We start from the raw sequence: 13,465 nt of genomic DNA, 5'->3' as shown, positions 1-13,465 counted from the left end.
CGGTGCCGTGCTGGGCCCGCGCGGTTCAGCCCACGATCGTCCGTTCCGCCGGCAACTGGTAGAGCCGCGGTCTGCTGCGCAGGGCCAGCGCGGTGGCCAGGGTGATCGTGCCCGTGCGGCCCAGGAACATCAGGGCGACCAGCAGGAGCTGGCCCCCCGGGGGGAGCTGGGCGGTGATGCCGGTGGACAGGCCCACGGTGGCGAACGCGGAGACCACCTCGTACAGCACCTGGTCGAGGGGGAAGCGGGTCGTGGCGACCAGCACCATCGCCGACGTCACCACGGCGCCGACCCCCAGCAGGGCGACGCTGAGGGCCTGCCGGTGCAGGTTGCGGGGCAGCGTGCGGCCGAAGACGGTGGCGTCCTCGTCGCCGCGGGCCTCGGAGACGATGAGCAGCAGCAGCACCGCGAAAGTGGTGACCTTGATGCCGCCCGCGGTGCCGGCGCTGCCCCCGCCGATGAACATGAGCACGTCCGAGCCCAGCCAGGTCGCGCTGTTCATCTGGGCGATGTCGACGCTGTTGAACCCCGCGGTCCGCGGCATGACGCCCTGGAAGAACCCCGCCAGCAACCGCCCCGGCACGCTCAACGACCCCAGGGTCGCCGGGTTGCGCCACTCCAGGACGCAGACCACCACCGGCCCCACCACCATCAGCACCGCGGAACCGAGCACCGTCAGCTTGGTGTGCAGGCTCCAGCGCGAAGGGGCCCGCAGGTGGCGGCGCAGCTCGAACAGGACGGGGAAACCCAGCCCTCCGACGACCACCGCCGCGGTGATCGGCAGGCAGATCCACGGATCGGTCGAGAAGCGGGTCAGGCTGTCGCTCCACAACGCGAACCCGGCGTTGTTGAACGCCGAGATCGAGTGGAACACCCCCAGCCACAGCGCCCGGGGCACCGGCTCGCCGTACCCGGTCGCGAAGCGGACCGCCAGCACCGCGGCGGTGACCGCCTCGACCACGAGACTGGTCCGGGCCACCCCGACCAGGATGAGCCGGACGTCGCCCGGGCTGAGCGTCTTGGTCTCGGCCGCCGCGGCGAGCTGACCGCGCAGGCCCAGCCGGCGGGCCACGAGGACGCCCAGCAGCGAGGCCAGCGCCATGATCCCGAAGCCGCCGACCTGGATGAGGACCAGGACGACGACCTGCCCGAACCCGGACCAGAACCCGGCCGTGTCCACGACGACCAGACCCGTCACGCACAACGCCGAGACGGCCGTGAACAGGGCGGTCACCACGTCGGTGCCCTGCCCGTCCTGCGAGGCCAGCGGCAGCATGAGCAGCCCCGTCCCCAGCACCGCGGCCAGGGCGAAGCCCGCGATCGTCAACCGGGCGGGGTTCATGGGGCGCCCGGGGCGGCGCCGGGTGGCGCGCGGGCGCACCGGGGAGGGGGCCGAGGGGCGCGGGGGTGGTGCACTGCTCACGGGCCCATCCTGCTGGACGACGGCAGCGTCCGGAGGGCGACCGGCGGCGGACCGGACCTCAGCGGTCGGGCGGGAGCAGCGCCGCGCCGAGCGCGGTGAGCAGCTCCACGACCTCGGCCCGGTCCAGGCGGACCGTGGAGACGCACGTCGCGTCCTGCCAGGTGGACAGGACGACGCGGTCCGCCTCCGGGTGGGCGCTCACGCGCAGCGCTCGACCACCCCGGTCGGCGTCGCGGACGACACCGGTGCGGATCCCGCGGTCGACCGCCCTGTCCATCTCCCGAGTGTGCTCCCCCGCCCCGGCGCTGTCCACGCCGCCGGTCAGGGGATGCGCCCGACCCACCCCGGTGTCGCGAACTTGGTGCGCACGAGCTCGTCGGCCGCGGCGAGCTCGGCGTCCGTCAACGGTCCGTCGGTGAGCCCGTACTGGCGGCGGAACGTGGCGACCATGGAGTCGATGACCTCCTCGCGCGGCAGACCCGTCTGCCGGCGCAGGGGGTCGACGCGCTTGGCGGCGCTGGCCAGTCCCTTGCCCGACAGCTTCTCCCGCCCGATCCGCAGGACCTGGAGCATCTTGGCCGCGTCGATGTCGTAGGACATCGTCACGTGGTGCAGGACGGTCCCGTCCCCGAGCCGCTTCTGCGCGGCGCCCGCGATCTTGCCCTGGTCGGTCGTGATGTCGTTGATGGGCTGGTACCAGGCCTTGACGCCCAGGTCGCCGAGGGCGACGAGCACCCAGTCGTCGAGGAACGCGTAGGACTCGGTGAAGCTCAGGCCCTCGACGAGGGAGCCGGGGGCGTAGAGGGAGTAGGTGATGGTGTTCCCGGGCTCGACGAACATCGCGCCGCCGCCGGAGACCCGGCGGACGACCTCGACGCCGAAGCGGTCGGCGGCTTCGGCGTCCACCTCGTTGAGCACGGACTGGAAGCTGCCGAGCACGACCGCGGGGCTCGCCCACTCCCACACCCGCAGCGTCGGGCCGCGCCGGCCCGCGGCCACCTCACGGGTCAGCACCTCGTCGAGGGCCATGTGCGTCAGCGGGGCCTGCGGACCGGTGTGGACGAGCCGCCACGCGTGGTCGAGCCAGCCGGTGGCCCCGCCGACGGCGCGCCGGACCGTCGTCGCGACGGCTTCGGGGGTGAACCCGAGGAGCACCGCGTCTCGGGGCAGGGCCGAGCGGACGCGCCCGGCGAGGTCCGTCGCGTCCGCGTCGGCCGGCACCCCTGTGAGCGCGGTGTCGATCGCCTCGAGGGCGTCGTCGGGTTCGAGGAAGAAGTCCCCGCTGAGGCGGACGTCGGCGAGGCGGCCGTCCCGGACGTCGAGGTCGACGACGACGAGCTTGCCGCCCGGGACCTTGTACTCACCGTGCATCCCGGCAGGCTACGTCCTCGCCGACCCGCGGCCCCGTCCGGTTCAGCCGACCAGGCGCGACCCCAGCCAGTGCCGCGGCGTGCCGAACCCGGCGAGGAGTTCCTCGGTGCGCGGGCGCAGCTTGCGGCACAGCGCGTTCACGGCACTGGTGATGGCCTTGGCGCGCAACGTCGTCATCCGGCGGTGCTCCAGGTACCAGCCCTTCTCCGCTTCCAGCAGGGCCAGGACGTGCAGGTCGCAGACGTCGGCGAGCAGGGCCGCGACGGATGGGTCTTCGCAGCGGGCGATCGCGGCGGCGAACGCCTCGGCCACGATGCGGTCCGTGTGCGCGCGCCCGGCGAGCAGGAGGTGGTCCTGCAGGTCGTCGATGGCGGCGAACCGCTCGGCCTCGGGCTTGCTGCGGGCCTTGCGCATCCGCTTGGCCAGCGACTCCACGACGTGCCGTTCCCGGTCGGCGAGCATGCGGACCTGCCACGCCCGGTCGTGCAGGTCGTCGGGGATCCGGCCGGCCTCGACCACGTCCGCGACCAGGGAGGCCGCGGGGCTGCGCCCGGCGTAGGTGGAGATGAAGTCCTTCGTCGCGAAGCGGGCCATGCCCAGGGTGTCCAGGTCGGAGAACTGCTGGGCGTAGCTGGTCAGCAAGCTCTTGGCCACGAGCTGCAGCAGGACGGTGTTGTCGCCCTCGAAGGTGGTGAACACGTCGGTGTCCGCCTTCAGCAGCGGCAACCGGGAGTCGGCGAGGAACCCGTTGCCCCCGCACGCCTCGCGGCACGTCTGGATCGTCCGGGTGGCGTGCCAGGTGGAAGCGACCTTGAGCGCGGCCGCGTGCGCCTCGAAGGCGCGCTGGCGGGCGGAGTCGGGTTCGTCGCCGGCGAGCTGGACGCGCAGCAGGTCGTCCATCTCGCCCATCAGCTCGTCCTGGGCGAACGAGAGCGCGTACGTGGTGGCCAGCGGGATCAGCAGCCGCCGCTGGTGGGCCAGGTAGTCCAGCACCGTGACCTCCTCGGCCCGGCCGGGCGCCTTGAACTGCCTGCGGCCGGCGCCGTAGCGCAGCGCGATCTCCAGGGCGACCTTGGTCTGCGACTGCGCGCCGCCGGAGACGCTGACGCGGCCCTTCACCAGGGCCCCGAGCATCGTGAAGAAGCGGGCGTTCGCGCTGGCGATGGGGGAGGAGTAGGTGCCGTCCTCGGCCACGTCGGCGTACCGGTTCAGCAGCGCCTCGCGGGGGACGCGGACGTGGTCGAACGCGAGCCGGCCGTTGTCGACGCCGTTCAGGCCCATCTTGCGGCCGTCGTCGCCGCGCCAGATCCCCGGCAGGTCGACACCGTCGCGCCGCAGCGGGACGACGAAGGCGTGCACGCCGCGACCCTCACCGCCGGTCACCAGTTGGGCGAAGACCACGGCGACGTCGGCGTCCTCGGCGGCCCCGCCGATGTAGTCCTTGCGGCAGGACTCGTCCGGGGTGTGGACGACGAACTCGCGCGTGGCCGGGTCGTACGTCGCGGTGGTGCCGATGGAGGAGACGTCGGAGCCGTGCCCGGACTCGGTCATGCCGAAGCAGCCGACGAGTTCCAGGCTCAGCAGCGGGCGCAGGAGTTCGGCGTGGTGGCGCTCGGTGCCCAGGGCCTGCACGGCCCCGCCGAACAACCCCCACTGGACACCGGACTTGATCATGAGCGAGGCGTCGCCGAACCCGAGCATCTCGAACTGCGCGACCTGCCCGCCGGGGCTGTCGCCCCCGCCCCAGCGCGAGGAGAACCCCAGGTCGTGACCGCCCAGCTCGGCCAGCGTGCGCAGCCGGGCACGGGTCACGTCGCGGTGCTCGGCGGTGGTCAGGTCGTACGACGGGCTGAACAGGTGGTCCGGCGCATCGGCCCGGAACTGCTCCTTCACGTCGGCGAACCGGCCGTCCAGGAGGCGACGCAGCACGTCGGTGTCCACCGGCCCGCCCGGCGCGGCGGCGGTGGTCTCGGCAGGTGCTTCGACGGGGTTTCCTGCGGGCAGTTCGACGGTGGTCACTGAACCTCCTCCGGGGTCAGGACGGCCTGCAGGCCGCCCCAGGCGAGTTGCGTGAGATCGGAGACGAGCGTGTCGGCGGGGACGCGGTCGGTGGAGGAGATCCACCGGTCCGCGGCGGTGCGGATCATCGCGATGATCGCGTGCGCCAGGACGTCCGCGGAGGCTCCGCGGGCCCCGCCCACCCGCAGGTGCGCGGTGATGGTGCGGGCGGTCTCGGCGGCGATGGTGCCGGAGATCCGCTGGACGGGGTCGGTGCTGAGGGGGCGTTCCAGGAACGGGTGCGAGACGACGAACCGGTAGACCTCCGGGTCGGCCTCGACCAGGCGCACGTAGGCGTCGATGACCGCGGCGAGCCCGTCGCGGGCGGTGGGTGCGCGGTCGACGGCCTGGGCGAACTCCCGCAGGATGCGCGCGTTGACCCGTTCGGCGACGGCGAGGTACAGGTCCTCCTTGTCGGCGAAGTGGCGGTAGAGGACGGTCTTGCTGGTGCCGGCGACGGCGGCGACCTCGTCCATGCCGACCCCGGCTCCCTTGGCCGTGATGGCGCGCAGGGCGGCGGTGACGAGTTCTTCGCGCCGACGGCGGCGGTGCTCGGCCCAGCGGGTCCGGCGTCCGTCCACGGCCGGGGCGGTGCCGACGGCGGTGACGGCGGTGCCGTCCTCGATGACCTCCACTCCTCGACGGTACCCCGGACTCCGGGTATCGGGTACCCGGAGTACCTGTTAACTTCGGAGGACACCGCCCACCCGGACCGCTTGGGGGACCCGTGACACGCAGAGCCGCGATCGTCGGAGGCAACCGCACACCGTTCGTCCGCGCCGGACGGCGGTACGCGAACGTCTCGGCGCAGGACCTGCTCGTGGCCGCCCTCGACGGCCTGATCGCCCGCTACGGCCTGGCCGGCGAGCGCCTGGGGGAGGTCGTGGCCGGTGCCGTCCTCAAGCACAGCCGGGACCTCAACCTCACCCGCGAGGCCGTCCTGTCGACGGCCCTGGACCCGGCCACCCCGACCTACGACGTGCAGCAGGCGTGCGCGACGGGCCTGGAGACGGCCGTCCTCGTCGCCAACAAGATCGCCCTGGGCCAGATCGAGGCGGGCATCGCCGGGGGCACCGACTCCGCCACCGACGCGCCCATCGCCGTCGACGAGGGGCTGCGCCGCGTGCTGCTGGAGCTGTCCCGGGCCCGCACCGCCGGGCAGCGGCTGGCGGCCGTCGCGAAGCTGCGCCCGGGCCAGCTGCGCCCGCTCCCGCCGCGCAACGCCGAGGCCCGCACGGGGCTGTCGATGGGTGAGCACGCCGCCCGCACCGCCCTGGAGTTCGGCGTGAGTCGCCAGGCGCAGGACGAGCTGGCCCTGGCCAGCCACCGCAACCTCGCCGCGGCCTACGACCGCGGGTTCTTCGACGACCTGCTGACGCCCTACCTCGGGGTCCGCCGCGACGACCTGCTGCGCCCGGACACCACGCTGGAGAAGCTGGCCGCGCTGAAGCCGGTGTTCGGGCGCGACCTGGACGGCGAGGCGACGATGACGGCGGGGAACTCGACCCCGCTGACCGACGGCGCGGCCGCCGTCCTGCTCGCCTCCGACGAGTGGGCGGCCCAGCGCCGGCTGCCGGTCCTGGCGCACCTCCTCGACGCCGAGACCGCGGCCGTCGACCACGTCCACGGCGAGGGGTTGCTCACCGCCCCCGTCGAGGCCGCCCCGCGCCTGCTCGCGCGGAACGGCCTGACGCTGGGCGACCTGGACCTCGTCGAGGTCCACGAGGCCTTCGCCTCCACCGTCCTGGCCACGCTCACCGCCTGGGAGGGCAAGGGGCTGGGCGCCGTCCCGCGCGAGAAGCTGAACGTCGCGGGGTCCTCGCTGGCCACCGGCCACCCGTTCGCCGCGACCGGGGCCCGCCTGCTCGCCACCACCGCCAAGCTCCTGCGCGAACGCGGCGGCGGCCGGGCGCTCATCTCCGTCTGCGCCGCGGGCGGGCAGGGCATCGTCGCGCTGGTGGAGGCCTCCTGATGGCCGGACCGCTCGCCGGCGACCCCTACGGCGCCCTCGTCCGCACCGGCCCGGGGAAGTTCCTCGCCGCCCGCACGGGGCTGCCGCGCCCGCCGCGGTTGCGCCGGTACGAGGACGGGCAGGACCTGCTCACCGGCCCGGCCCTGGTCACCGGGCTCACCGGGGCCACCCACGTCGACGCCGTCCGCGACACGTTGCGGGCTGCCGGGGCGAGCCTGGACGCCGGCACCGGCGCCGGCACCGGGGACCTCGGGGCCCTCGTCGTCGACGCGTCCGGGCTGCGGACCGTCGACCAGCTCGCGGAACTGCTGGCCACGGCGCCGGACTTCAAGCGCACCCGGGGCCGGGTGCTCGTGCTGTCCACGGTCCCGGCGGACGTGGAGGACCCCGAAGCGCGCGCCGTCCAGCAGGGCCTGGAGGGTTTCGTCCGCAGCCTCGGCAAGGAGGCCCGCGGCGGCACGACCGTGAACCTCCTGCGCGTCGCGGCGGGGGCGGGCACGTCCCTGCGCAGCGCCGTGGGGTTCTTCTGCTCGGCCCGCTCCGCCTACGTCGACGGTCAGCCGATCGTCGTGGGCCCGGGGCGCCCCGGTTCCGTCCGCGAGCGCCGCGTCGCCGTCGTCACCGGTGCGGCGCAGGGCATCGGCGCCGCGACCGCCGAGGTGCTGGCCCGGTCCGGGCACCACGTCGTGTGCGTCGACATCGCCGCCTCCGGGCAGAAGCTCGCCGCCGTCGCCAACCGCGTCGGTGGGTCCACGCTGCACCTGGACGTCACCGCCGAGACCGCGCCGGGCACCCTCGCCGCGCACCTGGCCGACCGGTTCGACGGTGCCGACGTCGTCGTGCACAACGCGGGCATCACCCGCGACCGGTCGTTCGTCAACCTCGACGAGGCCGCGTGGGGTTCGGTCCTCGCCGTGAACCTGGGCGCGCCGATCCGGCTCACCGGCGCGCTCCTGGACCACCCCGGGGCCCTCGCGCCCGGGGCGCGGTTCGTGTGCCTGTCCTCGATGAACGGCCTCGCCGGGGCGAAGGGGCAGACGAACTACGCGACGAGCAAGGCGGGTCTGGTCGGGCTCGTCCAGGCCCTGGCCGGGCCGCTGTCCGCACGGGGTTTCGCCGTCAACGCCGTGGCACCGGGGTTCATCGAGACGCCGATGACGGCCGCGATGCCGCCGGTCCCGCGCGAGCTCGGCCGGCGCACGTCCAGCCTGCAGCAGGGCGGGCTCCCCGTCGACGTCGCCGAGACGATCGCCTGGCTGGCCCAGCCCGACGCGGCGGGCATCGACGGCCAGGTGCTGCGCGTGTGCGGCCAGAACCTGCTGGGGGCGTGATGGACACCCGTGAACTCACCGCGCCGCCGTCCTTCCCGGCGCTGTACGCCCGGTCGCTGCTGCGCCGGTCCACCGGCCGGCTGGACTTCCCCCGCACGCGGGTCGTGCTGCGCGACCAGCGCTTCGACCTGGACCGGCTGACGGAGTTCTGCCGCCTCACGGGGTTCCCCGTGCGCGACGAGGTGCCGCTGCCGTTCCCCCAGGTCGTCGGTTTCGGTCTCCAGGTCGACCTCATGGTCCGCGAGCCGTTCCCGTTCTCCGTCGTCGGCGTCCTGCACCTGCAGCAGGAGTTCGAGCAGACCCGCGCGATCGGCGTCGACGAGCGGTTCGACCTGTCCGTGCGGGCCGTCGGGATGCTCCCGCACCGCCGTGGGGCGACCGTCGAGCTGCGCACCGAACTCACCGTGGCCGGGGAACGGGCGCCCGTCTGGACCGGGCGCAGCCGTTACCTCGCCCGGGGCGTGGACTGGCCGGGCATCCCGCGCGACGTCGCCCGGCTCGACGCCCCGGAGGGGGAGGGCACGCTCTGGCGCGTCCCGGCCGACCTCGGCCGCCGGTACGGCGCCGTCAGCGGGGACGTGAACCCCGTCCACGTCTCCCCGCTCACCGCCCGCGCGTTCGGGTTCCGCCGGGCCATCGCGCACGGCATGTGGACGGCGTCGCGCTCCCTGGCCGACCTCGGCGGTCCGGCCCTCGGAGCCGCGCGGTACGAGGTCGACTTCGGCTCCCCCCTGCACCTGCCCTCCACCGTCCGGCACGTCGCGCGGCGCGAGGCCGACGGGTGGAGCAGCGCCGTCCGCAGCCGGGACGGGAGCAAGGTGCACCTGGCGACGAGGCTGCGCACCACCTGACCGCCCCGAGCCACCCGTGAGGTTCCTCACGGGTCCCCCGTGCGTCCCGGCCGCGAACTCGTGAGCCGGCGCACGGGGCCGGCACCCGGTCCGGCGGCAGGCTGGAGGGCATGGACGCAGTCGAGGTCAGGGACCTGCAGCGCACGTACTCCGGCGGGGTCCGTGCCGTGCGCGGCATCAGCTTCACCGTCGGCCGGGGCGAGGTGTTCGGCCTGCTCGGCACCAACGGGGCCGGCAAGACCTCCACGGTCGACGTCGTCACCGGCCTGGCCCGGCCCAGTGCGGGGACCGTCCGCGTGCTCGGCCACGACCCCGTGCGCGACCGCCGTCTCGTCCGGCCGCGGACCGGGGTCGTGCTGCAGTCGGGGAACCTGCCCGGCGACCTCACCGTCGCCGAGAGCCTGCAGATGTGGAGCGGGACCCTCACCCGCAGCCGGCCCACCGCCGAGGTGGTCGAGGTGGTCGGGTTGCAGCACAAGCTCGACGCGACCGTGAAGTCCCTGTCCGGCGGGGAACGCCGACGCGTCGACCTGGCCGTCGCCCTGCTGGGCCGCCCGGAACTCCTCGTGCTCGACGAACCCACCACCGGTCTGGACGCCCAGTCCCGCCGCGCCGTGTGGGGGCTCGTCCGTCACCTGGTCGACGAGGGGACCGCGGTCCTGCTCACGACCCACCACCTGGAGGAGGCGGAGGAACTCTCCGACCGTCTCGCGATCATGCACCGCGGCCTCGTCGCCGCCGAGGGCACGATCAGCGACGTCGTCGCCGGGCACCGCTCGGAGATCCGCTGGGCCGCCTCCGCCGGCCGCCCCGCCGCCGCCGACCTGGACCCCGGCGACACCGTCACCGTCGACGGACGGCACGTCGTCGTCCGCACCGACCACCTGCAGCGCAGCCTGTCCCGCGTCCTGGCCTGGGCCGACGCGCAGGACGCCGCCCTGCCCGGTCTGCAGGCCGTCCCGGCCTCGCTCGAGACCGCGTTCCTCGAACTCGCCGCCACGGAGGAGGCCGCCTGATGCCCACCACGACCACCACCACGACCACCACCACGACCACGCCCCGACCCACCGCCACCACGTCGGGTGGGACGCGCGGACGGCTCGCGGGATCGTTGCACCGCACCTGGTCCCTCGCCCGCGCCGAACTGCTCCTGCTGCGGCGCAACAAGACCCTGATGTCGATCGCCCTGCTCATGCCCGTCGGGGTCATCGGCCTGTTCAGCACGATCGAGGGTGTCGGCGACGGGGGCGACGCCGCGGCGCTCGCCACCGCCTCCCTCGTCGGGATGCTGCTGCTGTTCGTCGTCTACTACACGGTCCTGTCCACGGCCGTCGCACGTCGGGAGGAGGGGGTGCTCCAGCGACTGCGCACGGGGGAGGCCTCCGACGCCGAGATCCTCACCGCCCTCGCGGTCCCGGCCGTCGCCGTCACGCTCGTGCAGACGGTGGTCCTCGCCGCCGTGGGCTCCGCCGTCATCGACCTCCCGCTGCCGCAGGACCCGCTGCTGTGCCTCGCCGGCGTCCTCGTGGGCTGCGTCGTGTTCACCGGTCTGGCCCTGGTGACCGCGACCGCGTCGAAGACGCTGGAGTCCGTGCAGATCACGAGCCTGCCCGTCATCGCCGTCGCCGTCGTGGGGGCCGGTGCGGCCGTCCCGCTGGACCTGCTCCCCGCCGGTCTCGCGCGGGTGGCCGAGTACACCCCGCTGAACCCCGTCCTCGGCCTCGTCGACGCGGGCTGGACGGGTGACCCCTCGGGGGCGGACGTGGGGCGGGCCGCCGCCGTCGCGGTGGCGTGGGCGCTCGTGGGCCTCGCGGCGGTCCGGGCCCGGTTCCGCTGGTCGCCCCGCGTGTGAGGGGTTCTGGCAGAGTCGGGTCCGTGGACCTGCTGGGACGCTGGCGCGCCGCGGACGACCCGCGGCGCGTCGAGCTGTACACGCACTGGTCGCTCGTGCCGCTGGCCTTCCTCGGCCCGCTCGTCGTCGCCGGCGTCACCGCGGGCGCGGTCGCCGACTCCGGGGCCGCGGTCGCCGTGGCCGTGGCCGCATCGCTCGTCCAGGCGCTGGCGCTCGCGGTCCTGCTGAGCCGCGCCGTCCGGCGCCGGCCCACCGGCCGTGCCGTCGAGGGCGCGTGGATCGCCACCTCGGTGCTCGCCCACGCGGCCGGCGTCCTCGCGCTGCGCACGTCCTCCACCGGCCGCGACGCGGTCGACGTCGTGGCCGCCGTCGCGGCCGTCGCCGCCGTCGTCCCCCTGGGGCGGTGGCGGTTCCGTCGCTACGCCCCGCTCGCGGTGCTCGTCGTGGGGGTCGCCACGTTCCCGTTCACCGACCGGTTCGCGATGGTCCTCACCTACGCGTTCTACGGGGTGTTCCTGGCCGCGGTCGTCCAGATGTCGTTGTGGATGATGGAGGTCGTCCGGCGCCTGGCCGGTGCCGAACGGGACCGCACGCGCCTGGCCGTCGCCGAGGAGCGGCTGCGGTTCGCCCGGGACCTGCACGACGTCGTCGGCCGCGACCTGTCCGCGATCGCGGTGACGAGCGATCTGGTCGCCGAACTCGCCCGCCGCGGCCGGCCCGAGGCCGTCGAGCGCGCCGAGGAGGTCCGCTCCATCGCCCACGGCTCGCTGGACCGCATCCGGTCCGTCGTCCGCGGTTACCGCACCGTCGACCTCGCCACCGAGCTGGAGGGTTCCGTGGCGCTGCTGGAGTCCGCCGGGGTGGCCTGCACCCTCGAGCACCCCGACCAGGACGGTCCCCTCCCCGACGAGCTGCGCTCGGCCGCGGCCTGGGTCATCCGCGAGGGCGTGACCAACGTGGTGCGCCACAGCGCCGCCACGTGGTGCCGCATCTCGGTCCGGCAGGAGGCGTCGGAGTTCACCGTCCGCCTCGAGAACGACGGGGTGCCCGACCGGCCCGCCGGTCGCGGCTCGGGTCTGCTGGGTCTGGCCGAACGCCTGCAGCCCCTCGGTGGTCGCCTCGACACCTCCCGCCGCGACGGGACGTTCACCCTCCACGCCCACTGGGAGCTGCCGTGACCCCGCCCCCCTCGACACCGCCTGCCGCGCAGGGCACCCGCGTCCTGCTCGCCGACGACGAGCACCTCGTCCGCAGCGCCGTCGCGGGCCTGCTCGACCTGCAGGACGACCTCGAGGTCGTCGGCCAGGCCGCCAGTTGCGCGGAGGCGCTCGCGGTGGCGCGCAAGGTCACCCCCGACGTCGCCGTCCTGGACCTGCAGATGCCGCCCGGCGGACCACGGGCGCCCGCGGACGGGATCGCCCTGGCCGAACGTCTGCACGCCGAGGTGCCCGGCACGACGACCCTGCTGCTCACCAGCCACGGGCGCCCCGGGCACCTGCGCCGTGCGCTGGAGGCGGGCGTGCGGGGTTTCCTGCCGAAGACCTCCTCCGGCGCCGTGCTGGCCGAGGCCATCCGCACCGTCTCCGGCGGCGGCCGGTACGTCGATCCCTCGCTCGCGGCCGACGCCATCGCGGCGGGGGCCAGCCCGCTGACGGCCCGGGAGGCCGACGTCCTCGAACTCGCCGCCGACGGGGCCGGGGTGGAGGAGATCGCGGTCAAGGTCTCGCTGTCGCCGGGGACCGTGCGCAACCACCTCTCGGCGGCGTCGGGGAAGCTGGGGGCGGCGAACCGGCACGAGGCCGTCGCCATCGCGCGGAAGGCGGGCTGGATCTGATGGTCGAGGGTGCACCGGACCCCGTGCTCGTCCTGGGCGGGCGCAGCGAGATCGGGCTGGAGGTGGCCGACCGGCTCGTGCGCGCCGGCGCCCGCACGGTCGTCCTGGCCGCCCGCCGGGCCGGTGACCTGGTGGCGGAGTCGGCGCGGCTGACCGCCCTGGGCGCCACCGTCGAGACGGTCGAGTTCGACGCCGACGACCTCCCCTCCCACGGCCCGCTGCTCGCCGGCCTCGTCGCCCGGCACGGACCGCTGGACGTCGTCGTCGCCTTCGGGGTCCTCGGGGACCAGGCCCGCGCCGAACGTGACGTCGACCACGCCCTGGCCGTCGTGCACACCGACTTCGTCGCGCAGGTCAGCGTGCTGTCCCACCTGGCGTCCCTGCTGCGGCCCCTGCGCGGCGGGCGGCTGGTCGTGTTCTCCTCCATCGCCGGGGCCCGGGTGCGGCGCGCGAACTACGTGTACGGCTCGGCCAAGGCGGGTCTGGACGGTTTCGCCTCCGGCCTCGCGGACGCCCTGCACGGCAGCGGCGTCCGGTTGCTGCTGGTGCGCCCGGGGTTCGTCGTGGGCCGGATGACGACCGGGATGTCCCCGGCCCCGCTGGCCAGCACCCCGGTCGAGGTGGCCGACGCCGTCGCCGACGGACTGGCCGCGGGCCGGGAGGTGGTGTGGGTGCCGGGGGCGCTGCGCGCCCTGGCCGCGGCGATGACCCTCACCCCGCGGGCGCTGTGGCGGCGCGCACCCCGGTGAGCTTCACCGCGCGGGGCCGCTGCG

13 protein-coding genes are annotated in these 13,465 nt (G+C 74.8%); 8 read left to right on the top strand and 5 right to left on the bottom strand.

From position 1 onward, the window contains the following. Positions 1 to 25: 25 nt before the first annotated feature. The 5 genes from AB2L27_RS06835 to AB2L27_RS06815 form a co-directional block, all read right to left on the bottom strand. Positions 26 to 1,342, bottom strand: coding sequence for a TrkH family potassium uptake protein (locus AB2L27_RS06835; RefSeq protein WP_370440803.1), 1,317 nt, complete (start codon positions 1,340 to 1,342; stop codon positions 26 to 28). Between the two features lie 139 nt (positions 1,343 to 1,481). Beyond that, positions 1,482 to 1,700 (bottom strand): hypothetical protein, encoded by a 219-nt coding sequence (locus AB2L27_RS06830; RefSeq protein WP_370440720.1) that lies wholly within the window; start codon positions 1,698 to 1,700, stop codon positions 1,482 to 1,484. A gap of 44 nt (positions 1,701 to 1,744) precedes the next feature. Then, positions 1,745 to 2,794: a lipoyl protein ligase domain-containing protein gene (locus AB2L27_RS06825; protein WP_370440719.1), complete on the bottom strand. Its 1,050-nt coding sequence runs from the start codon at positions 2,792 to 2,794 to the stop codon at positions 1,745 to 1,747. Positions 2,795 to 2,836: 42 nt separating this feature from the next. Continuing rightward, complete coding sequence (locus AB2L27_RS06820) at positions 2,837 to 4,813, bottom strand: acyl-CoA dehydrogenase family protein (RefSeq protein ID WP_370440718.1); 1,977 nt, start codon at positions 4,811 to 4,813, stop codon at positions 2,837 to 2,839. Next, positions 4,810 to 5,487, bottom strand: coding sequence for a TetR/AcrR family transcriptional regulator (locus AB2L27_RS06815; RefSeq protein WP_370440717.1), 678 nt, complete (start codon positions 5,485 to 5,487; stop codon positions 4,810 to 4,812). Before AB2L27_RS06815 ends, AB2L27_RS06820 begins: the two co-directional genes overlap by 4 nt. Positions 5,488 to 5,579: 92 nt before the next feature. On the opposite strand from AB2L27_RS06815, the gene AB2L27_RS06810 reads away from it, so the two are divergent. From AB2L27_RS06810 to AB2L27_RS06775, 8 genes are all read left to right on the top strand, one after another. Then, positions 5,580 to 6,824 (top strand): acetyl-CoA C-acetyltransferase, encoded by a 1,245-nt coding sequence (locus AB2L27_RS06810; RefSeq protein ID WP_370440716.1) that lies wholly within the window; start codon positions 5,580 to 5,582, stop codon positions 6,822 to 6,824. After that, positions 6,824 to 8,155, top strand: coding sequence for a 3-oxoacyl-ACP reductase (locus AB2L27_RS06805; protein ID WP_370440715.1), 1,332 nt, complete (start codon positions 6,824 to 6,826; stop codon positions 8,153 to 8,155). Before AB2L27_RS06810 ends, AB2L27_RS06805 begins: the two co-directional genes overlap by 1 nt. Then, the gene (locus AB2L27_RS06800; RefSeq protein ID WP_370440802.1) at positions 8,155 to 9,006 is read left to right on the top strand and encodes a MaoC family dehydratase; all 852 of its coding nucleotides are present in this window, start codon (positions 8,155 to 8,157) and stop codon (positions 9,004 to 9,006) included. The genes AB2L27_RS06805 and AB2L27_RS06800 overlap by 1 nt, the downstream gene beginning before the upstream one ends. 110 nt (positions 9,007 to 9,116) lie before the next feature. Beyond that, positions 9,117 to 10,022 carry an ABC transporter ATP-binding protein gene (locus AB2L27_RS06795; protein ID WP_370440714.1) on the top strand — a complete coding sequence of 302 codons (906 nt, stop codon included), beginning with the start codon at positions 9,117 to 9,119 and terminating at the stop codon, positions 10,020 to 10,022. Continuing rightward, positions 10,022 to 10,858, top strand: a complete 837-nt coding sequence (locus AB2L27_RS06790) for an ABC transporter permease (RefSeq protein WP_370440713.1) — start codon at positions 10,022 to 10,024, stop codon at positions 10,856 to 10,858. Before AB2L27_RS06795 ends, AB2L27_RS06790 begins: the two co-directional genes overlap by 1 nt. A gap of 23 nt (positions 10,859 to 10,881) precedes the next feature. Next, positions 10,882 to 12,036, top strand: a complete 1,155-nt coding sequence (locus tag AB2L27_RS06785; RefSeq protein ID WP_370440712.1) for a sensor histidine kinase — start codon at positions 10,882 to 10,884, stop codon at positions 12,034 to 12,036. After that, the gene (locus AB2L27_RS06780; RefSeq protein WP_370440711.1) at positions 12,033 to 12,692 is read left to right on the top strand and encodes a response regulator; all 660 of its coding nucleotides are present in this window, start codon (positions 12,033 to 12,035) and stop codon (positions 12,690 to 12,692) included. Before AB2L27_RS06785 ends, AB2L27_RS06780 begins: the two co-directional genes overlap by 4 nt. Next, positions 12,692 to 13,441 (top strand): SDR family NAD(P)-dependent oxidoreductase, encoded by a 750-nt coding sequence (locus tag AB2L27_RS06775; RefSeq protein WP_370440710.1) that lies wholly within the window; start codon positions 12,692 to 12,694, stop codon positions 13,439 to 13,441. Before AB2L27_RS06780 ends, AB2L27_RS06775 begins: the two co-directional genes overlap by 1 nt. Positions 13,442 to 13,465 lie beyond the last annotated feature (24 nt).

Source organism: Kineococcus halophytocola (genome assembly GCF_041276425.1).
Classification (GTDB): Bacteria; Actinomycetota; Actinomycetes; order Actinomycetales; family Kineococcaceae; genus Kineococcus; species Kineococcus halophytocola.
This window is presented reverse-complemented; position numbering and strand designations above follow the sequence as displayed.